Source organism: Streptantibioticus parmotrematis, assembly GCF_019890615.1.
GTDB lineage: Bacteria > Actinomycetota > Actinomycetes > Streptomycetales > Streptomycetaceae > Streptantibioticus_D > Streptantibioticus_D parmotrematis.
On the sequence record NZ_JAINVZ010000013.1, the window covers coordinates 38,290 to 62,396 of the forward strand.

General features: G+C 67.2%; 1 protein-coding gene (running past both ends of the window). It reads left to right on the top strand.

The whole window is internal to a lonely Cys domain-containing protein gene (locus tag K7472_RS19240) on the top strand: the coding sequence, 48,612 nt in all, runs 15,755 nt past the left edge and 8,750 nt past the right edge, and what appears here is coding positions 15,756-39,862 (codon 5,252, partial, through codon 13,288, partial); the first complete codon in view begins at nt 2. The start codon and the stop codon both lie outside this window.

The following is a 24,107-nucleotide window of genomic DNA, read 5'->3' on the forward strand; positions in this document are numbered from 1 at the left end:
ATCGCACACGGAGACCGATACCGTTCGCCCGCACGGTGACAAAGCCATCCCCCCCGGTGGTTTCGTCAGTGACTTCGGCTCGGGCGGGGGTGGTCTGCCCGGACACATCAACGTCGAGCCGCTGCCCGAGGCGCTGACCACATGGGTCCGACAGCGCCTCGCTGAGACTGTTTTCGCGAAGAGCCGAGCGGGGAGTTCCGGCCCCGGCCGGGACGAGGAGGCCAGCCCCGCCGCCCGGCCGACCCCCGAACAGCAGGCCGAGCTCGACCAGTCCGTGGCCGCAGAGTTCGGTGACGCCGCTTTGCTGGACGATCTGGCGTACCTGCTCAGTAGCGGCATGCGGCGCACGGTGGCCTTCGAGGGCACGTCCTACGAGACCACTGCGCAGCTGGAATTCAGCGACGCGCAGCAGAAGCATGATGTCGCCGCTCAGGACCCACTCGGCCACCGGGTGTACGTCGAGGAACGGAGCCAGGGTAGTTTCGAGACGCGCGACATCGGTGGTTCAGCCAATGTACGCAGCCTGCCGCTGAGCTACAGTCGCAAGTTCCGCATTCACGACCAGAAGGACCCGCTTGTCAGCTCGCTGACCCTCACACCGTCGCTGGGCATCGGCTACAACCAAACCACGGTTTCCTTCACCGTCAGCGAGGGTTACGGCAACTACTCCCTGTTGTTCTCTTCCTCCGAACCGTCACTACCCTTCACCTACCAGGCGCACTGGGCGTTCAAGGCCGAACCGTCAAATACCAGGTCCACCGAAGCCAAGGACAGGAATAAGGGCGAGGCCCTTACGACGGGCGTCGGCCCTCTTCGGCCGCTGCCCGGCCCCGGGCGCGTCACAGCGTGGTTCCCGACGTACCTGACTGAGGACTACATCCCATCGGCCGACGACGCGCGGACGTTCGCGGATGTGCCTGCGGACGCCGACACCCTCGTCGACGAACTCCCCAACCTGCGCGTGGACCGGGTCCCGGACCCCAATTACCTTTACGACCAGGTCATGAATCACAGCTCCATGGCGGTGCTGCGCCGGAGGATGAGCGATGAGTCCCAGAAGGCCGTCAAGGCACTGCTCAACGATGCCGGCCAGAAAGAGGGGTTCCAGTTGATGCTGGCCGGCGGCCATCCTTCGAGTGTGCTGCACGACCGGTCGGGGGATGTGCTGGGCTTCTTGGCTGTCAAGGCGGCTATCAACACGATCGATCCTCATCCGAGGACCAAGAGTCGTGGCATTTCGTTGGCCTCGATCCTGCTCCACAGTTCAGGAACTGCCGGCAGCAACACGATCTCCAACTCGGTGAACCCCGCTGGGAGCCTGACCGCCAAGTGGGGGTCGGACGAGGAGGGGACCTATGGGCAGTTCACGATCAAGGGAGGCTACAAGTACAGCAAGAGCCGGACGTTCGGTTTCGGGGGCTCGGCCTTCGAAGGCTTCACCTTGTACGAGTCCAACCCGCATGTACTGGTCGACGCGGAGGTTGACTTCGAGGTCTCGCTCGTGCTGGCCAAGGGCGGGGAGGCGGACCCGGTAAGAGTGCGGCAGCATCTCGATCTGCGGGTTCCGACGAAGGGGAGCGCTGACGGCCAGACTCCCGAGCCGGGGACCGAGCTCCATCTGCCGCCGGAAGTGGCCAATCTCCGCTCCATCGGCGCCACGACCGTGCCCCTCAAGATCGACGGTACGGCTTCCTTGTTCGACGACGCCACTGACTGGCTGCGCGGCGAGGGCTTCCTGGCCCCGGAGCGAAGCGGGGTCGACCTGGGCTTCCTGGGGGACGACCAAGCGCTGTTCACGGCATGGATGAACAACGCCCGTAAACTGCTCATCGCCCGCTCCCAGGCTGGTTTGCGTGGCGACTTCGGTGAGATGATCGACGGCGGCCACACTCTGTGGTTCGATCTCCCCGGAAAGCTGGCGAGCGAGCGGGCCGCGATTCGTCTGGAGGCCGAGCCCCGGCCCGGCACCGTTCCTCAACACCTGAAGAACCTTCCCGGCTGGTCCACGATGGCGATCTGGGGGCTTGCGAGCAACGGCGGTCAGAGCGAGAGTCATAGTCATTCCGGCTCGTTCGAAGGCTCGTTGACCGGGAGCGGCGACAGCGTCCCGCATCACCACAAGCCTCCGCTGCCGACGGACCCTGCCACCAATGGGACCTTCGACTACGCCCACACGTGGCAGTCGGGGAAGAGTGAGAACTCGCTCAATGTCCCGGGTAACGAGTTCTACGCCGTCGATGGCAGCGTCCTGTCGATGTTCCGCGTTCCCACCACATTCACGATGAACGCGTTCAAGGGCAACGGCACTACTCCGATCCGTACCTTCAGGTCCAGTGAAGGCTCGGCTTTGCTGACTGTCCCGAAGGACCGCGCGCTGCCGCAGCCGCCGGCCGACCCAGAGCCTTCGGCCGGACCGCTTCGACGCAACCACGTCGTCCGTCAGCCGAACCAGGCCGACTTCGAGGCTGCGCGGTTGCAGGAGGACGTCGATGGCATGCTCCCGCCGAACGTGGTCGGGCTGAACGGAAACCTCGTGGTCGTGGCGGAGGGAAGCGCCGCGCTGAGAGACGGCTTCCAGCGGATGCTCAACGGCACCCATCCGGGCGCGCCACAGCCCTGGAAGGTCACCGGGCTCGCCAACGCCGCCGTGAGCAAGGTGGCGAGCAGCATGCCAAGCTGGATCCGCAGCGGCCCGAGCTGGGTCTCAGACATGACATTCGGCCCTTCGCTGCGCAACACCGAGAGCTTCGGACAGGAAGCCATCCTGAACGGTTTGCGCCCCATGGCCATCTTGGGGCGCGGTGGCCAGATCTTCGGCAGTGCTCACATCATCGAGGCGGAACGCGATGGCGCCCTCATCGGCACGGATACCCAGGTCGTACTCCTCGGATACCTGCACCACGCCGTCTACGACGACAATCCGCACGACGAGCACCAGCGATACTACGAGTCCGATGCCTTCACCTACGACTCGTCGGCACGGGGAGAGGCGGCGGGCCACGGCCTCTCGGTCTACGGCACTGGTTCTCAGTCGAAGGACCTTCGGTCGCTCACTGGTACCGCCACGCATAGCCGGTCCTGGACAAGGAACAGCACGGAGAGCGACAGTGCGTGGCTGAACCGGGCCACCATCGAGTCTCACGAGGCCATCCGCCAGTTCCGAGCGTCGGCGACGTACCTGTTGGCCCTGGTCGAGGCGCCGCGCAACGTCGTACTCGACACTCTGATCACCGACCCGGCCCGTTGGCTCGGCTGGCTCGGCGACAACTCCGACGTTGTCGCCATCGACGTTCCTGACGCCGTGGTCTTCTGGGCGCCCGCCGAGGAGATCCGTACGAATCCCGCTCTACTCGCGGCATACAACCTCAAGGCGCAACTCCCACCCGAGGTTCCCGCCACCTTCCTGCTGCCGGACTACTTCGTGCGAAGTGGTGGTCGGAACATGGGCCATGGTGTGGTGACCACCGCGTCGCCGCACGACAACTCGATGGCCTTCATCGACAACCTCGAGATGGCTGTCAAGCGGGAGGCGCCCGGCTCCCTCACCCTCAAGAGCTCCACGTTCGTGCCGGGGCTCAGATCGGTGATCGCCGACTACGGCTCGCCGGTCGGACTCCGGAACATCATCTCAGCCGGCAATGCCCCCGGTCGGCACACCCGCTTCTACTTCTTCTACCGGGGCTACACCGGCCTACACGTCGTGGAGGTCGCTCTTCACGCCCGCCCGGCCGGCGCACTGGAATCGATCCTCGGTTCACCGCGTGAGCAGTCCGGTCTGGATTCCGTCACAGCCGTTCTGCCCGGAGCGCGGAGCACGAGCGTCTCCAAGAGCTATAGCTTCAGCCTGAGCTTCAAGGGCGCCTCCGGCACCACCGGTGCGACGGCCGCGATGGCCCGCAGCCGTGGTTATTCTTCGGCGTTCGCGGATTCCAGGGAAGTTCGCCAGTGGGTGTCGAGCTACCGAGGAGCCGTGGACTTTCCGGCGGAGTACATGGTGGACGTCACCACCAGGTCGGTACGCCTTCCTGACAACCTGCTCGGTCTGCTCGCGAACTTCGTGGCCGTGGTGCCCCGGGCCATTCCAGGAGTGATCGATCCCGCGTACGGGATTTCGGGCCTCAGCCGATTCATGGACTCTGTCCTGAACAATGTGCCCGGTCTGCGGACGGCGGTCAGCACTCCGGTCCACGCCCGGCTGCGCTTCCTGGCGAGCGAGTCACAGCAGAATACGGCCCCCGCACCGGCACCGCCCGCCCTGATCGGCACTGGGGTGCACAACACCTCGCCCATCCCGGGAAGCGACGTGCTCGACGCCGCCATCCGCTGGATGCCCACGCGGCCGATCTTCTTCAACGATTTCGACGGTCTGGACTTCCTGGTCACCGCCCTTGGCGCGGTTTCGCCCAGTCTGCGTCGGCATGGTCTGCCGAAGACATCGGACGCGCCTGCCATGGCTATGATGCGGCTCGGTCATCTGCTCGCCTCCCAGCGGGTCACCCTGACCCCCGCCATGGCGGATGCGTTCACCGGTTGGGGCGGTGGCACGGGTGAGGCCCGGATCGAGATCATGCTCTACGCGCCGCGGATCGACGTCGAGTCGCAGAGCAAGGGCGTCGCGCTCATGGGGACGCGGGCCCAACACGGCAAGGGGAGCTCTACTTCGTCGCAGACGATGAGCCCCACCGCCGGGGTGCCGCTGACCTTCACACCCGCCGACTCGCTCAACACCTTGCAGAGCACGCTGCCTGTGCTCGGAGGGACCCCCAAATCCGGCCAAGGCTCCGCGAACAACTCTCGCAACATGAGCCTCCTGCGACACGGCGCGGCCGACGACGACAGCGACAACGGCGCCTACGGCCAGACCCTCACCGTGTACGTGGTATTGAAGGTCAGCGGTGCCGAGGGCACCAGGTACGTCACAGGCAACGCCCAGGTCCGGTCACTGATCGATGATGTCCTCGGACTCGGCGTCATCGAGCCGCACCTGATGGAGAACGTCTACGACATCCCGGCCATGTTGGCCGCCCAGGGCATTCACGACTGGCGGACGGCCACGGCCTTGGGCCCCGCCATCGCAGCGGGGCTGGAACCGACGGAGGACCCGACCGCCCCCGCTCAACTCTGGCTTGACCTCGGTGAATTGTCGCCGAGCATCGTCGCGTTGCTCGACCGGCCCATCACCGCGCAGACCCTCGCGGTCAAGCCACTCCCGGAGAATGGTCGTCGGGATCCGTCGCCCGCTGGATCGAGGCACCTGCCTGACGGCGCCGACGCCTCGACGGAGAGCTATCTTCCTTCGGACATCGCCAATCTGCTGCGGGCCGCGGATGCGGCGGCGAACTCCGCCAACCGCCCGGTCCAGGTGGCACTGCGTACTACGGGCGGTGTCCGCTACTTGGACTTCTACCCCTTGGCGACCCTCCCGCCCACTTCGGCCGGCGACCCGGACGCCCTCCTGCCCCGTCTCACCCGCAAGTCGCGCAGCATCTCGGCCAGCTCCGGCGCTCCCTCGGAACGGGGCGTTGGGCAATTCGCCCCTTCCGCCATCGGGCACGCGACCGCGGCATCCCCGACGCGCACCAGCACAGACGTGCCGCACGACGACTCCGCACGGCTGTCGATGGAAGACCGCAGTACCCGGGCCACCATCCTGGACAAGGCTCGAACCGATGCCACGTCCGCCGAAGCCGTCGACCGCAACGTGAACCCGGCGAAGGCCGTGAAGGAGCCGACCTCGGCTCTCCTGGCACAGGCTGGCGACGGTAGCGCGGTCGACCGGGATGGTGGGCTCCTGGACGACCTCGACCCGAGCAACCCCGCTCTCACAGGGCCGCCCAGCGCCGCACTCGAGGAAGCTCCCCGGCGGCCGGTCGCGACCCACGACGACGCAGAGCGAATGGGCGCCTCCGGCGGTGAGGCCGAGACCGAAGCGCTCCTTGAACAGGCCAAGGCGAGGCTCCGCAGGGTGCCGGGGCGGGACGAGGCCAACCTCGGCACCGAGCCTTCGCTCAGTGCCGGTACGCAACTTCAGTCGACTACCGAGAACCCCGAGGAAGCCGGACAGCTCGTCAGGAGTGAGGAGGAGAACCAGGGCGGAGAGACACAGCTGGCCAATCCGGCGCAGCCCGATGCGACCATCGAGCGGCGCGATGTCACCACTGAGCAGGTTTTGCCCCAGGCCGAACAGGTCGTCCTCGTCTCGGAGGCGCCGCCCGCCTCCGAGGTGGCTCCGCTCGGAGCCGAGGATACTGACGCCGGCGATGTCACCGGCGTAGGACGTGACGGGGCCGACGAACGGAAGGAGTCCGTCCAGGAGCCGCACGAGGAGCAGCAACTCGGTGAGCTGCTGTACCTCACGATGCTGGCGGAGGAGGTCCTCTCGGCGGAGGCGGAGGCCGACGGCTTGGCACGATTGCGGCCTGACATGAGAAGGCCGGACTTCGATGCCGCGTCCCAGACCGACCCCGGGTCCGGGGCAGCCCCGCTCCCCTCGGGTCCGTCCGCCGTGGCCCGAGCAACGGGGAAGCCCGAGGCCGTCGCCGCGCCGGACGGAACGCCGAGGGATGCAACGGGAGAGGGACAACTGAACCCGTCCGGTGTTCCCGCCACCCGCACCGAAGAGCCCGGGTCTCGGAGTGACGGCGACCTGGCGCCCCTTCAGCCCGGTACGATCCCGTCTGCCGACCTGGCCGACGCGCCCGGTGCGGGTCCGGGCTCCGCGCCCGACGCCGATGTCTCGGCACAGCGTGCCGAGCCTACGGCTAACGCAGAACCTGCCATCTCCGAGACCGAAGCCCTCGTGGTATCGCTCACCGTTCCAACGATCACGATCACGGCACCCGACGGCACCACGACGGAGGGCATGATCGACTCGGAGGAGGAGTCGGAGCAGCAGGCCAGGACCGACGTACGAGAGGGAGAGGAGCCTCCCACACAGCTCGGGGGCGCCGAGCCCTGGAGCGAGCCGGGCCACTCGGTCGAGGACGGCCGGCGGGACGGCGAGGAAACTGAGGGCAGCGCGACTGCGGCGCCCTCCGAAGACCTGGAAGTGCGGACCTCGCCCTCATCCGGCAAGGCGCGCGGCAGCCGCCTGACGATCGACCTTCCCCCATCCGCGTCGAGCATGCAGACGACGGAACCGCCCCAGAGCGCGGCCGAAGCCGCTCTGGTCGCGGTGTATTTCTCCCAGGTTCAGGATCGGCCGGACTATCACGACCTGGTGGAGGCCGTCGAGCGCCTCGACCGTTTGCGCGCATCCCACCGCGATCTGCGCGACGGGCAGCTCGACCTGGAGTCCATCGCCCGCATTGTGCTGGGCTTGGACGATCGCATCCACCCCACGGGTGGGGACATTGACCAGCTCCTGAGCGCGGCAGCCGACCCGGTGATCGGCGGCCGGTCGCAGAGCATCGCCGAGCTAGGGGCGCGGTTCCTCGCGGGCGTCGGCGTCTTCGCCGACCACTCGCTCCTGGTCATCGGCGGTGTCGTGCACGGGCGTAACTGGCGTTATGACCCGATGGAGGACCTCGACTTGTCGGCGGTTGGTGTCGTGGAGGTGATTTCGGACGGAGATCGCGAGCGCCTGCCTGATGCCGAACCCGCAGCGTGGCCCAACTCCGACGGGCGTAAGACGTACACCGTGGTGGCAGATGGCGGTCCTCGCCGGATCCAGGTGCGGGACGGCAGAGGAATGGTCCGCCAGGCACGCCGGGAGGTCTTCGCCTTCCTGCTGTCCCTCGATCCGCTCCTGACCGGCTCGACTTCCTGGGAGGCGGCGTTGCTCCTGGTGTCGAGGGGGGGCGCCAACCATGCCTCGATGCCCCGGGCGATCGCTTCTCGGATCGGTCTGACGACATGGGCGGCAAGCGGCCGCATGCTGGTCGAGCGCGAACAAGGAGAGCGCACGCATCGGATCTCGCTGCTCCGGAGTTCAGGCCAGGCGGTGGGCACGTTCTTCCCCAACCCCCCGGACCTGCCGCCGGCGGCCGACGACGCGCCCGCCTGGGAAGAATACGTGGTGAGCTGGACCATTCCGCCCTCCGGGAAACTGCTCGGTGGACGGGCCGGGATGACCTCTGCAGACATGGCCGCACAGCGTGAGGCCCGACTGCGTCACCTGCCGGAGATGAACACCTACCAGCTGCACAACCCCGCGACCGACAGCTATGTCGGGCCCGAGCAGGAGATGCCGACTGACGATCCCGAGGAGCCGTTCGTCCACCTGATGTACCACGGCGGCCCGGACGGCGTGGACGTTCCCCTGGAGGGCGGCAAGACCAAGAAGCTCGACTGGGAAGAGTTCACCGCATACCTGAGAAGGCGACCGAGCATCCAGGCGCTGCCCCGCAATACCCGGATAGATCTCAACATCTGCTGGCTGGGCACCTCACTGGGAGCCTCGGCCAAGGGGCGGCGTCATCTCGCTGCCCCCAGCCCCTTCGTCCCCGACCCATTGGAGCAGAGCGCGGGCGGCCAGATCATCTCCACGGGCCTTGGCCTGAAGGGACGAGGCGGAACCCGTGTCGTCGGCACGATGCGGGCGCGCGATGGCGATCGCCCGGTCTGGATGCTCGCCACAGACCAGCACAACGCCGGCGGTCCCACTTGGGAGACCTGGCTCCCCGACCCGGAAGCCGAGGAGCTCGCCGACCTGGCGGTCTCTGTCGGCCTCCACCAGGAGACCGGCCCGGTTCCAGAGGCCACCCGGAAGACGGCGCTGCGCCTGGTGCGTGCCCTGCGCCATACCTTCGGCCACACTGTCGGACAGGACGCCGACTTCCCCGAATTGTGGCAGGGCATTGGAGCGTTGGAGCTGCTGCGGCGGAGAGATCCGTGGCTGCGCTCCACCACACCCCTCACTCTGGAACTCTTCGAACGTGCCGCGATGGCCCTCAGGACCGCCGATGTCCTAAGGAACCCACCCAGCCGCGAGGAGTACCGCGACCTTCTGCGATGGGCCGTCCAGCACGTCGATGACACTCAGCCGCTCACCTTCTCCCTGGGGCTCACCGAACTGGCCTCTGTGGCGCACGGGATGGAGAACGCCCACAACCTGGACGCACAGGCCGCTGGAGTGCTCGGCCTGGATGGTTCGCAGAAGCTCGGCGAGCCCGAGTTCAGCCGCCTTTTCTGGGCCTTGGTGAAGGCTGGCGAGTGGATGAACCGGATGCTGTATCCGCATCGCGTGGTGCAGGAGATCCTCCATCAGGAGCTTCCAGAATCCGAGGCCAACGAGCAGTTGTTCACTCTGGCCGCGATGGCGGCGGCCCGTGGCCGCCCCCTGACTCGTGGCGGGTTGGCCGCCCTTCACCTGGAGATCCTTGGAGCCCACGCTGAGGAAACCGAGGTGCGCTTCGCGACCGTACCGGGAGCGCACGGACGGGATTGGAGTGGTAAGGGCGGATATGCGACCATCGACCCCTCCCGCTTCTCGAGCTGGCAGTCCTCGGCCGACGGCATGCTGGTCGACCGGGGTGTGGAGCCGTCCCCCTTCTACACAGCAGAGGCCAAGCCGCTCCTTGTGGCCGTGGACAAGATCGACGGCGAACGGGCCACGATATCCCTCGGTGGACGCGCAATACCCGTACGGCATGAGGAGATCGGAATTCTCCTCTCGTACGATCCTGTGTTCATGATGACCGGTCTCACGCGGCCTATCGTCCTGGTGGGTCCCGGCGGCAATTCCGTCTGGCTGCGGCACGCTGTGAGCAGCTGGACCGGCCGCGAGAGCTGGAGCTTCGCTGGGCACATGCGGATCGCACCGCCACATCAAGGCCTGGACACGGCGCTCATCGAGGTCGTGCAGGACGTGCCGACCGGGCAACAGCCCAAGGATCCCAAGCAGATGTGGGAGAGGACACTTCCCCGGGAGACCGTACCGGCTAACCAACTCTCGGCGTTCAGTCCGCTTGCGGTCGTCAGTTCCCCGACGCCGACACAACCCGCGATCAACGCTGAGATCCAGGTGGCGCTGGAACGGGCCTTCGGGCCCGACGTGAACTCCCATTCGGACTATGCGGCCAAGGTGTCCGCCGCGGAGGTCCTTGACGGGCTCCGCAGGACCGATCCCGACCATGTGGATCTAGCCGGTACGGCGTTCGACTTGGCGGAGATCGCCCGACGCGTTCTACTTCTGCCCGCCAGCGAGCCGGTCGAGGGGGTCGACTACGAGCGGCTTCTCGAAGTGGTGGGCGATCCCGCCGCGGCGGACCCTCCGCGCCTCCACACGCTGACGGCGGTGTATCTCATCAGCGAGGGCGTGTTTGACGACGAGTTCACCCTCACCGACTCGTCGGGAAGGCGCTGGGGTCGTAACTGGACCAATCGGAACGCCGGCGACATCGTCATGGATCGCTACCGGGCCCGCAACATCAAACCCGGTGGTAGCGCGCTGACAAGCTTCGTAGCGGCGCCGTGGTCGCGGCTGAACCTGCAGGACCCCCCTTACACCGTGATCGCCGACAAGGAAGGCGGCATGCCGGTGGTGATCAGCCACGAGGACGACTGGGCGGTACATCCCGGCGTCTTCGCGGAGTTGATGAGGCTGGACGAGATCCAGCGTCGCCTGCCCGCGGACGTGCCGTTCGTGTTGCTTTACGATCACGGGCACAAAGGATTCGGCGACCTGCCGCGCCGAGCCTCCGCCTACACCGGTCGTAAGGGGTACTCGCACACAGGCGACATTGATCTCGAGAGCACCGCCTCCGATCCGCGGCTCATCATCACCTTTCCCCACTACGAAATTGACCCGGTTAACGATTTCATTCCCAGTGAACCCGGTCTGCTGCGATTCCCAGACCCGAAAGCCCCCGCGTGGCAGCGCAACATGGTCAGCCACACCATCATTTCGCTGGAGAACGAACTACGGGGCCGGGCCGTGGTGAGTGACGAAGATTGGCACAGGCGATCCGCGACCTTCCGCTACCTGGATGGCGCAACGACCTTTGTGGCCTACAATCCGGCCACCAGGGAAACTGGCCCCGAGCAGTCACTTCCCACCCCTCCGGGACCCATGTACGTGGACGCTGTCCATGGGAGCCCAAGCGCTGTCCAAATAAGTCAGGACTCGGGTAACGGCCACGACGTGTCGGCGGAAGAGCACGCGGACGAGGTCGCCCGGCGCCGGAGTGTCATTGACTTGGCTCCGGACGGGTGGCTGGACGAGATGGTCTGTTGGGGGGACACGCCTGGTGATGGGAGCCGCCTAAGCGAATGGTCTCGGGTCCCGCTGGTGCCGGATCCGTTGTCGGTGCTGTCGGTGGCCCAAGTTGTCGCTAACATCACACGACGCCTGGTGCGCGCCAGCAAGCGCGCTCGGGGAGACAGGGTTCTTCAGGACCCCGGGGGGCCGAGCAGGGTCGTCCACGTTGTCGTTACCGATGTGCATGGTAATGGTGGGGGGCTCGACGGTTGGGCGATCAAGGAGCCGGTTCCGGATGATGGGGAGTTGGCGCGTCGGGCGGTGGCGGCGGGGTTGTGGCCGTCGGGTGGGGGGCCGGTGTCTGGGGAGGTTGTGGAGACGGTCAGGCGGCTGGTGTATGCGTTGCGTCAGGCGCTGGGTGACCAGGTCGATCATCATGGCTCGTATGGCACGCTGTTGCGGGGTATTGGTGCGTTGGAGCGGATGCGTGCGGCGGATCCGTTGGTGGGTTCTTTCGGGCCGTTCCCGATGGATCTGCTGGAGTGGGTCGCTCAGGTGCCGGGGGGGCGGAAGCCGTCGGCCGATGACTATCGCCGGGTGTTGTCGCAGGCCGCTCAGTCGGTGGGCGGCCTGCGTCGTCTGACTGAGTTCGTGCCGAATGGATGGGCGTTGGAGAGCGCTGCCCAGTCGCTTACCGCGATGGGTGGGGCGGAGCGTGGGGAGTTCGTGGCCCGGCTCGTGAGGAAGAGCGTGGGCGATGTCGTCCCGTTCGACTTCACACGGGTGTTGTGGGCCATGACCCGGGCGACGAAGTGGCTGTCGGATGTTCCGGAGAAAGACTTGGGCCGACTGGCCGGTAGGGTGTTCCACCAGCCGGGCCTCGTGTCGGCGGATGACGCCAAGAATATGGATCGGTTGCTGGAACTGGTGACCATGGCCGGCCTGGCCGGACGGGGCATCTACGACGAGCGGGAACTCGCGGTCTTCCATCTGGAGGCCGTGGGAGCGTTTACCGATCAGACAAGGGTGACTACTGAACGCGGCGACTTCGCCGGACGGAACTGGGGGGACACTACCGCCCGGAGGATCAAGTGGGGCCCTCTCCGACTCCAGGGCTTCGCACAGAGCAGGCCCGGTGCCCCTCTCCAAGCCCTGGGACCGATGGCGCCTCCGTGGTCCACCGGACACTCACCCCTCCTGTTCAACGTGAAGCCGTCCCAGAGGCGCAACCGGGCTCGGCTCGCCTTCGGTAACGGCGTCGAGTTCGAGGTGCCGCTGGACGAGATCGCGCTGCTCGCCTCCTATGACCGTGAGCTAAGCAGGGTGAAACTGGAGTTCGGCGTTCTCGCCGTGGGCGCCGGTCAATCAAGCGGCGACCTGAGTCAGGAAATGACTCGGGAACTCGGGCGCGAGGCCTGGTGGTACATGAGATCAGCGTGGCTGATGGGGTCCCGCGGCACGAGCAACTTCGCGACGCTCCTCCCCAGCGGCTTCTCGTCCACTGGTGGCCTCTTCCGGCGCACCAAACCGGTGGACGTGCTCCCGAAGCTCCCGAGGGCAACCGCCTCCGCGGGGAGGGGTGGTAGGCAGGCGAACACCCTGGGGCACGTCATCGGGACACCGACCTTCTCCGGACGCCCGACGTTCCCATCGCTGCCTGCGAGAGATCACTCGGATGCGGAGAGCGACGGCCCGGATTCGGTGGACGAAGGTTCGGCCTTGGTGCCGGACGCCTCGGGTTCGAAGCACGAGGAATCGCCCTCGATGAACGGTTTGAACCCGGTGAACGACCACGACTTGAGCATGGCATCGGGCGACCCCGAGGAGCGCGCTCGGCGGACTGTCGGAGAGGCTCTTGAGCGTGCCTTCGGTTCGGGGGTGGCTTCGCGTCCTGATTACCCGGCCATGGTGATTGCTGCGGAGTTCCTCGACAGGCTGCGCAGGAGCGATCCTGATCCGGACCACGCGGATCTGGCCAGCGGCGAACTCGACTTGGAGTTGATGGCTCGTCGGTTGTTGCTGCTGCCGGAGAGCGGACGACTTCCCCTGAGCGCTTATGAACGGCTCTTGGAGACGGCTAATGATCCGGCCGCAGTGGATGCCCCGCGTCTTGACACACTGACAGCGGTGTATCTGATCAATGAGGGCGCGTTCGATGACCAGTTCACGCTGAAGGACGCTTCGGGGAGGCCTTGGGGCCGTAACTGGAGCGGGGAATCGATTGACGACATCGACCTGGACCACTACCGGGTCCGCGTCTCCAAGCCCAGCGATCTTGTGGACCGGAGCCGGGTCCTCCCTGTCCCACCGGGCGCCGACGCACTGAGCGGTATGACGGCCACGCCGTGGTCGCGGCTGAATCTGAGTGAACGGCCTTACACGGTGATCACCCGCAAGCGATCCGGGCCACTCCGTGGTGGGTTCTTGAGTCCAGGCGTGCTCGCAGAGTTGACGAGGCTGGATGAGATCCAGCGGAGCCTGGAGCCGAACACGCCGTTCCTGCTGATTATGGGCGATGCCCATGAGGGCTTCGGTGAACTGCCGCGCTATATCGCCGAGGTCACCGGTCGCAACGGATACTCGTTCGACGGCGCCTTCGCCTGGGAGCGACTCCCCGATCAGCGGCGGGAACTCATTAACCTGCTTCGCCGGGAGGGCGAGCCGGCGAACTCCTTCATCCTCAGCCAGCCGGGGCTGATGAGGTTGCGGGACGCGGATGCTCCTACGTGGCACCGGAGTATGGTCAGCCACACCGTCGTATCGCCAGATGGCGAACTACGTGGCCGGGCAACGATGACCAAGGCAGATTTGGGCAACGGGCGCGGTGACCAATACCGGTCTCTGGACGGGATCACGACTTTCATCGCCATCAATCCCGCCACTGGTGAGAGAGGGCCTGAACAGCCCCTGCCCACCCTGCCCGGCCCCATGTACCTGGACGCGGCCCACGGGGTTGCGGGTGGGGTCTACGTGCCTCAGGCTTCGGGCCCCGACGTCAAGGTTTCGGGGGAGGAACACGCGGAAGAGGTCGCGCGTCGTAGGAGCCTCAGTGAGATGCGTCCGGAAGCGTGGATCAACGGACTGATCTGTCGGGGGCGCGCTGCCGGCGATGGGACCACCAGCCCGCACGCGGGCGCCCGCGTCCCGCAGGTCGCGGATCCGCTGTCACTACTCCCGGTCACCCAGATCGCGGCGAACAAGACACGGCGCCAGGTGCTGGGAAGCGACCGCGTGATCGGGACGACCCTGATAGGCGAGAAAGAAAAGGAGAGGGTCGTCTATTTCGTCTACACCGATGTGCACGGCAACGGCGGAGGGCCGGAGAGTTGGGGCTTCAGCGAGCCGGTTCCGGATGATGGGGAGTTGGCGCGTCGGGCGGTGGCGGCGGGGTTGTGGCCGTCGGGTGGGGGGCCGGTGTCTGGGGAGGTTGTGGAGACGGTCAGGCGGCTGGTGTATGCGTTGCGTCAGGCGCTGGGTGACCAGGTCGATCATCATGGCTCGTATGGCACGCTGTTGCGGGGTATTGGTGCGTTGGAGCGGATGCGTGCGGCGGATCCGTTGGTGGGTTCTTTCGGGCCGTTCCCGATGGATCTGCTGGAGTGGGTCGCTCAGGTGCCGGGGGGGCGGAAGCCGTCGGCCGATGACTATCGCCGGGTGTTGTCGCAGGCCGCTCAGTCGGTGGGCGGCCTGCGTCGTCTGACTGAGTTCGTGCCGAATGGATGGGCGTTGGAGAGCGCTGCCCAGTCGCTTACCGCGATGGGTGGGGCGGAGCGTGGGGAGTTCGTGGCCCGGCTCGTGAGGAAGAGCGTGGGCGATGTCGTCCCGTTCGACTTCACACGGGTGTTGTGGGCCATGACCCGGGCGACGAAGTGGCTCGCAGGCGTTGGGAAGATGAGCATGGGCCGCCTTGCAGGGCGTGTGTTCCATGAGCCGGCCCTGGCGTTGGCGGATGTCGAGACGAACCACCAACGGCTACTGGAACTGGCGACCATGGCCGGCCTGGCCGGACGGGACATCTACGACGAGCGGGAACTCGCGGTCTTCCACTTGGAGCTCGCCGGAGCCTTCACCAGCCGCACTTCGATAGTCAGCGCGTCCACCCCGTACGTAGCCGGTCGGAACTGGGCCGACAACACAGCCCGATCGGTCACGTGGGACCACCGCACAGTGAACGTTCTCAAGCCGACCGCAGACGGTCTCCAGGCCCGGGGATCGCAGACCCCTCCTTGGCAAAAAGAGCTGCCGTACCTGTTCGATGTCAAGCCGTCCGAGGTGGCTGGCCTCGCCTGGCTGGTCTTCGACGGAGACACCGAGTTCGAGGTGCCTGTGGACCAGATCGCGTTGCTCGCCTCCTACGACCCGGATCTGAACCGGATCAAACTGGGGCACGATGTCGTGGTCGTGGGCGCCGCCGGGGCGACCAGCGCCCTGCGGCAGGCGATGACCAGAGAACTCGGCCGGACGGCACACTCGTATTCGGGAAGCGCGAGACTGGTGCTGGACTCGGACGGCACGACCAGCGTCCTCAGCCTGTTCGAGTGGCCGGATCCCCGCCGACGGGACAAGCTGAGCAAGCTGCTCTTGAAGAGCAGCGCGCCCCGGGTGGCTTCACGTTTCGAACAGACCGATCCGCGGGACGTGCTCCCCAAGCTCCCGGGGACGACCAACTCCATCCGCAAGCCGGGAGGGTTGCCGAACACCTTCGGGCGGGACATCCGGATGCCCAACTCCCCCAGGTCAATGCCGCCGTCGATTCCGGCGATCAAAGTCTCGCCCACGGCGTTGGACAAGGACGAGGCGCTGACGGATGCCCCGGCTTGGCAGAAGCGCCTCGTCACGCAGCCCATCCTTTCCCCGGACGGCCGATTCCTCGGCCGCGCGGCGGTCACCGAAGCCGAACTCGCTCCTAAGCTGGATGCACTGCGGCGTCTGCACGAGATCACCCATTTCCAGCCGGTGAACCCCGCCACTGGAGACGTGGGAGCGCCACGGCCACTTCCCGTTCCCAGTCAGGCGAACGTGCAGTACTGGGACATCGGGCATGGGTTCCCGGGGGGAGCTCACATATCACTGAGCGGGGCGACGGCCAGTCAGCCCATCACGGCGAGGCAGCACAGCGGCGAACTCCGTTACCGTAGAAGCCTGTTGGCCATGGACCCCTCGGCTGGGATCGCGTCAATCAGGTGCTGGGCAGCCACTCCTGGCGGCTCCTTCCAGTCGAGGCACCTCGGAGCCCGGCCGCCGTACGTTCCGGACCCGCTCGGCTCCCTCTCGGTCGCGCAGGCCAGTGCCACTGAGACGACCCGCTTCGTGTTGGCTAACAGACGCGTCATTGGCACTGGGTGGAACGCCCAATTGCAGAATCACGTGTACTACGTCTGGACCGACGTGCACGGCAACGGTGGTGGAGCTGACAGCTGGGTGCTGGCCGAGCCGTTGCCTGTCGGGGCGGAACTCGCCCGCCGGGCGGTGACCGCGGGGCTGGCGCCCACACCTGATGCGGTCTCCGGGGAGATCCTGGAGCTCACCCAGCGTCTGGTTCGGGCGCTACGGGTGGCTCTCGGCGACGACGTGGACCACGACCCGGACTACGGGACGTTGTTGAGAGGCATTGGCGCGGTGGAGCGCATGCGCGCGACCGACCCGCTTGTGCGCAACTTCGGCCCATTCGTGATGGACCTGCTGGACTGGGCCGCGCGTCCGGCCGGTGACCGAGCCCCGAGCGCCGTCGAGTACCGGCAGTTGCTCGAGGGGGCCGCCCGGCAACCAGAGGGGGTGGCTCTGACCTCCTTCGTGCCGGATGCGACGACACTGACGCGGGCCGCGCGACGGCTCAACGCCATGAACACGGCTCAGCGTGCGGCCTTCGCGGCGGATCTACTGCGGCTGAAGGACCCCAAGGAGGTCGATCAGTTCGACTTCACCCGGGTGCTGTGGGCGCTGACAAGGGTTTCCGAGTGGCACCGGCTGATTCCTGCGGACCATGTCGAGCGCTTTGCCAGGCGTGTCCTCCATCAGCCCGCCGGTGTAACCGTGGAACCGCACCTGCTACAGGAAATGCTGATGCGGCTGGCGGCCAAGGCGGTGCTCTCCGGGCGCGATATTCACAGCGGCCTGGAGCTCGCGGTCTTTCACCTGGAGGACGCTGGTGCCTTCGGCGTCCATACCCGAGTGCTCGACACCGACGGACGGGTGGTCACCGGCCGGAACTGGCGGAAGCCCGCTCCGGCACACGCTCTGGCGCCGGGGCAACAGCATCGATGGGCCCCCGACCAGCTGAGCGGGGGTATTCCCTCCGGTCAGCGACTCCAGGCCACCGGGATGGAGGGTGCCCCGCCATGGGGCGCGCGTCCCTACCTCTTCCAGATCAGGCCGACCGCTAAGGACAGCGCGATGCTGTACTTCGGCGGCGATGCCGAGTTCGACGTCCCCTTCAACGAGATCGCCCGTCTCACCTCCTATGATCCCGAACTGCTCCAGGAGCCTCTGACGACCGATGTCGTCGTCCTGGGTGCGGGAAACCGCTCAACGGCGCTGCGCATGCGCATGTCCAATGAGCTGGGTCGAAGGACCTGGTCCTACACGGCGCCCGCAGCCCTGGTCCCGTCCGGCCGGGTCAGCTATCTCCAGGTGGTCCAGACGGTGGCACCCGGGACAGCCCCCAGACCGTTCGCCTCTCTCTTCGAACGCACTGTGCCCCGCGACGTGATCCCCCTGTTCCCGGACTCCACCGGCGAGAGTCTTACGTCGACCTTGATTCCGTACGCCGTCGACGGGCGGTCGTCGGAGTCCGAACCTGGGGCCGACACGGTCAGCCTTGCTGCTGTGATGCGCGAGATCGGTACGGGATCCCGCGCGGAACGGATGGCTCAGGCCGACGCGGCGCGGAAGCTCGACCTCCTGCGTGCCGGAGACCCGGAACTTGGCGCCGGCACGCTCACCGAGGCGCTGGAGCCCCTGGCTCGGCGGGTGCTCGGGCTCAGCCGGGAAGCGCCGGTGGGACCGACAGAGTTCGCCGAGTTGTTGGCCGTCGCCTCGGACCCCATGGCCGCGGACACCACCACGGTCGAAGGCTTGGCGATCGTGCATGAGGCCCTGCGTGGCCCGGGCGACATCGTCTCGGTGGCCTCCGACGAACTCGTCGTCGGGTCGGAGTCCGACGCTTCCGAGGTATCGGCCACGATGTCCGGTACCTCGGACCTCCAGCGATCCGTCACCTTCGGTTCCGGCATCGAGTCGAGCGCCACGGGCGACACCGAGGTAGACCCGGCGCCGGCCGACCGGAGCCCCTCTTCGGGTGAGAACGCGGACTCCGCACACGCCGACGCACCGGACGGGCGCGACACGACTCCGGCGCCGATCGCCGTGGTGCGAGGCTTGTACCAGCCCGAGAGCGACACCGTGCTCGTCGACGGCGAGCAGCTGACCGCGCAGCAAGTGGCGCGGCGGCTGCGGAGCTCCGCCACCTGGCAGCCCGCTTCGGTGGCCGTGCTGTACATCAGCGGTACGGGAGCGCCCGCGAATGCTGGGCACCGACCCTTCTCTGCACAGGTCGCCACGCACCTCGACGCGACCGTCGCCGCCCCGCGGGGACCGGTGGAGGAGGCAGTCGGCTGGATCGTGCAGCACCCGCAGGGCCGCCCCGCTCCGGCCGATGAGACGTGGCGGCCGAACGCGTCCGCCCCTCCCGCGGACTACCGCAACGCCCTCTTCGATGGCAAGGCCGAGGACGGCTTCGAGGACCAGGACATGGACTTGGCCGAGTCCGAGCCCGAGCTGGAGGAGCCCCTCGGCGAGGTGCCGTGGTACGTCGAGCACCGGGCTCTCGGTGAGGCCGCCATCAAGGGAGCCGGCTACCCCGAGGACTCGGTGCCGCTCATTCACCAGGCAGCGGTGGACACCGCGGCTCACGTCACCCGGCCCGACGAGGCGAAGTCCTTCGCCGACGCGGTGGCGGACTGCGTCGCCGAACTGCTGGCAGCGCAGACGACCCAGGAGTGGCAGACCCTGCTGCGGGTCGGTCGGCATCACGTCATCGAGGGCAAGCTGGTCTGGCTGCGGCCCGTGCTGGTGAACATGAAGGCGACGAAGCGGCCCGCGGACGGCGCAACGCGGGAGTACAACATCTCCTTCGCGTCGACCTCGACCGGCGGCAAGACAGCTGTAGAACGGACATTCGACTATCAGTCGCTGCTCATGCTGATCGCGTCGATCGGCTCCAGGGTGCTGTCCAATCTCGTCCCTGGCGTGCCCCTCGTCGGCGTGGGCCGCACTGTCACCGAGGGCGTCGAATGGAAGCGCAACATCATCGCCGGACGCAAGCCGTACATCAAAGACAACTCCCGTTTTGTGAGCGGGGCGAAGGTTCTGGTCTTCGTCGATGGCGTCGAACGCGAACACAACATTGTGCTGAACGGGCGCCTCACCCTCGACATCCCCTCGGAGTTCGCCGCCACGAACGGTCCGGCGCCGGAACCCTCGGCGAAGGTCGTGGAGAGCAAGATGGGTCTCCCGGGCATCCGTCGTCAATTGCCCTCGATGGGACGTGAACTGCTCAACGCGGTCGACCTCATTCCCGTCACCGCCTCCGTGCAGCGGAGCCTCCTCAAGGCGGGGCTGCCGCCGGAGAGCGTCGTCAAGGCCATGCGCGAGGTACAGGGCGTACTCAACGAGCACGCGGTCCGCAACCGCAGTCGGGCGTTCTTCACCAAGGGCGGCATCGTCACCAAGAAGATCCACGTCACTGCGGGGGCCTTGCGCGACTTCGACGCGCACTTCGCGGTCAGCGCCGCCGTCGACACCGTGCAGTACCTGGGCGACACCCCGCTGAAGGTGCGCGAGGACGTGGGCGGCGCCGTGTCCGGCGGCCGGGCCAAGCAGGTGGCGAGCAGGGCCGACACCGGATTCGCCTTCGACATCGTCGGTCTCGCCCAGCCCACCCCCGGGGCGCACACCAGCCCCGAGAGCGGCTCCGTGAGCCCGGACGCACTGGAGTCGTCGGAACACCACCACGCGGCGGCTACTGGGTTCCTGCCCGCGATCTCGTTCATCGTGACCAGTGAGCGTACAACCGCCCACGAGCTGACCCAACAAGCCACTGGGCACACGGTGCTCACCGTCAACTACCCGCACAGTCGCTACCACGCTTCGCTGAAGATCACGGTCGACATCCGCTCCACGACGCACAAGCTCGGCCCCGTCATCGAGTCGGCCACCAGTGAGATCGCCGTGGGCCGCCGAGACGCGGCCACCTTCGAGCGCCGACTGCTCGGCCGCGTCCACACCCCGGAGCTGCTCACCGAAGAACCCCCGGCCACCAGGACCGTGCACCCTCGGATACGTGTCCTGCCCGCCCCGGACCCCTCCGAGGCGTCGATCTCCACGACACGCCCCGACGACCTGGATGCGCCGCTTGGCAGGCGCCACGCACGGGAGCCGCTGGGGTTGGCGTCGCGCCGCGGCCTGGGTTTCGGGTCGGGTGTCTCGCTGCCCGGCTCCGAATTGGTTCACGACCTGTTGCGGGCCAAGCTCGTGGCCATGGACGCCAAGCACGGCGGTCGGAAGAAGACCGACTGGGCGCAGGCGGACCTCGACCTGTCGGCCTGGTACAGCAGGCCCGCCCTGGAGGGCGATCTCAACCGGCTCCTTTACGGCATCGATCACACCGTCACGGTCCGGGGGCGCGAGTACCAACTGTTCGCCAGGGCGTATCTGCGAGAGAGGATCGGCGACGCGCCGGAGACCTACCCGATGACAGTCAACCTGCGCAACCAGCACGCGACCCTGGTGCGCGGCCATCGCGGTGGCAGCTGGAACGTGAGACTCGCCGTCGGCGCGGGTTCCCGCTTCACCCTCAAGGAATGGGCCACCTTCCAGCTCGGCGCCCTCGGCGGCGCCGGGGTGTACGGGCCGGGTGCCGGCCACGACTTTGTCGGCACCACCAAGTCCTACCGCCGGACCGAGACCGGAGGCGACGTCGATGAGTACCTCTACGACGTGGTGTACGAGGTGGCGGTCAGGCCTGCGCGGGGGAAGACCGAGCGGTGGTGGATCGACGGCCGGGAGCCCCGTCAGTCCGGCAAGGGGCAGCGGAAACTGGCCGGCTCGACCGCGGCACGGGTGGTCGTGCCGCACGAGCACGCGCCGACCAGGGCTTCGGCCGCGGCGCGGGGCGGCAAGCCGGGCGAGCTCACCAAGATCGAAAGCTGGCCCACCGGCAAGAACCCGAACAACCGTCCGGTGGACTTCGCCGGGGGCGGCACCTCGGGTGTCTTCCCGGTCTTCCTGGCGATGCCGGAGCTGGCGGCGAAGGCCGCCGCGATGTACGCGGCGGCCAACGGCAACCCCCCGGTGTGGCTGGCCGACCCGATGAACTGGCCCGAGGCGATCCGTCAGATCGCCTCTCCATCCGACCTCGCCACCTTCTTCGCCGAGGAAACCGGTGAGGTCGGCCGGTACCTCGAACTGCCGAAGGGCAAGCACGGCTACAAGCAGTCGATGCGGGTACGCATCCGTGGCTACAGGCCGCGGCTGGTGACCGTCAGCGATGCGATCGAGCTGGAGCAGTACACGCAGGGCGGCCTCAACCACAAGCGGGGCAACGAGCACACCTGGCGTGGTGGTCTGGTCGGCTCCCTCGGCCCGCAGCTTCACCTCGGCAACGCCGCCAGCAAGAGCGGTGTAGCCGCGGAGTCGGGAGGGACCGACAAGCCCTTCCTCGCGGCTGGCGTGCACGTGCACGGCGAACCCAGCTGGTCGAAGACGCGCCAGCGCACCCTGGGCAAGGGCCAGGTACAGATCACCCGGGCCACCTACAGCGGGAAGACGTACGTCTTCCGGATGGATCCGGTCTTCGAGTTCACCCTCGTACGCTGGAGGAACGGCCAGATCACCGAGACCAGCGAGTACTACCGGACCCGCGACGCGGTGGATGTCGCCGTGCCCGAGGAACTTCTCGCAGACCTGGGGCTCAGCGACTTCCGGGAGGGCAAGATCTCCGCACCCTCGTCGGAACCGCGCTTCGTCCACCCCGGCCTGACGCGCGGAACCGGCTACCCCGAGCGGCTGCGCGCCGGCCAGGTGCTCGATGTGATCAAGGCCAGGCTGCGTGAGCGGGGCATCCTGCGCACCGAGAACGACCCGGCGAAGGAGCGCCCCAACCTGCTGGCCCGGGAACTGGAGGTGTCCTTCGGCTCGGAGCCGCTGCGCAACCAGTATCCATTGCTCACCTCGGGCGGCGGGGTGATGCGGTGGATACCACTGCCTCGGGCTTTCGGCGCTACCCAGTACCTGTGGGTGAAGGTCACGGCGCGGGCGGAGGACGCCACCTCCAACCGGGCACGGCCTGATGTCGCGTTGATGCTGCGCACCCAGGCGCCGTCGGTGACCGAGAGGAAGACAGAGCAAGGCCCGGCGCTCAGCGGTGGGTTCGAGGCACACGTCCTCGGCGGCAGGCAGCGCGGCGAGGGAGGTGTCGAGTTCGGCGGTGTCTGGGAAGGCAAGCGGGCCGACACGGACGAACAAGCCCAGAAGGTCCTGAAGATCTACCGCTCCAACCCGGTCGGCACTTCATGGGAGTTCGAGCACCCGCTGACCTTCGCGATCGAGATGGGGGTGAGTACTGAGCCCCCGGAGCTCCTCAACGTCCCGGTCCGGGCTGCCCGCGAGACTGTCCTGGGAGCCGGGCGGTTGATCGGCAAGGGACGTGGTGTATACCACTTCTGGTACGACCACCGCCCCTTTGTCTGGAGTTGGGAGGGCGAAGCCCAGGGCGACCTTCGGCTGCTGCTCCCCGAGCACCTCACCGAGAAGGGCACCGGCCCGAAAACCGGCCTGGTCTACGGTAAGAACGCGACGTGGGGTCACTTCCCCTTGCCACGAAAGACGCCGGACAAGCTGATCGAGCTGCTCCACCCCTGGGGTGTACCCGCGGCAGGCGCGGTCAGCCGGTGGGCCGCACTGGCGTCCGCTCCGTTCAAGCCACCCGCGGACCTGTCGGAGGAGACGAGCAAGCCCTGGCGTGTCCCCGGCCTGGACTTCACGAATGTCGCTGGCCTGCGGTACCAGCATTTCACCGACGCCGACCAGTTGCTGCCCAACATCCACGAGCTGCTGCGTCACGAGTACAAGGTGCCGGTGGGCTCCTTCAGCGGGACGCTGGAGAAGGACATCGTCAAGGACGAGTCGCTGCCCGGCATTCCGTACACGCAAGGCGGCCGTCACACCCTGGTCGGCATGAACATCGTGTCGGCCGAGGTGGTCGGCCCCCAGAACGGCGCCATGTTCAAGGCCCGGCATTACACCCAGAACGATGAGGAGAGCAAGAAGGAGCCGAAGTCGGCCAGCGGACACCGCTTCGCTCTGGGGCCGCAGTTCGGCGGAAACGACATGCAGGGTCAGCGGCTCCTCGAACTCACGCCCGTGGAATGGGGTACGCAGGAGGCACAGGAGGAGACCGGAAGGCTCGACCAGACCGAGGAGAGCAACCGCGTCGGCAAACGCCGCTACCGGCACTACAAGTTCGACGTCGAACTCCAACTCCGAGGCTCGCGCGGCGTGATCCGGGTGCAGGTGCCCGGCGGTCTGTACGGCATGCTGCCGCTGGAGAGCACCCCGGACGCGACCGGCCACTACCCAGTGGCCGGCGGGCTGGAGACCGAGTACCCGGCCCTGTTCGGCAAGGACCCCGGCGCCGTCGCGACCGCCCGGCTCCGCGGCTTCGGGTACACCCCCGGCACGGACACCGCCGCGGAGCACACCTCGGCGGGCGGAAGCGAGCCACCGGCCCTGCGATTGATGGGTCTGGTGGCCGACGACGTGGAGAAGCCCGCCGCCGTCTCCCTTCACGACCAGATCTCCTCGGCCTCGGCGAACCGTGGGCAGGCAACGACTCCGCGACCGGGCCGTGGTGGCACCGGGGCATCGCGGATGGCATCTCTGGACGCGATGCTGGCGGCGATCCTCCAGC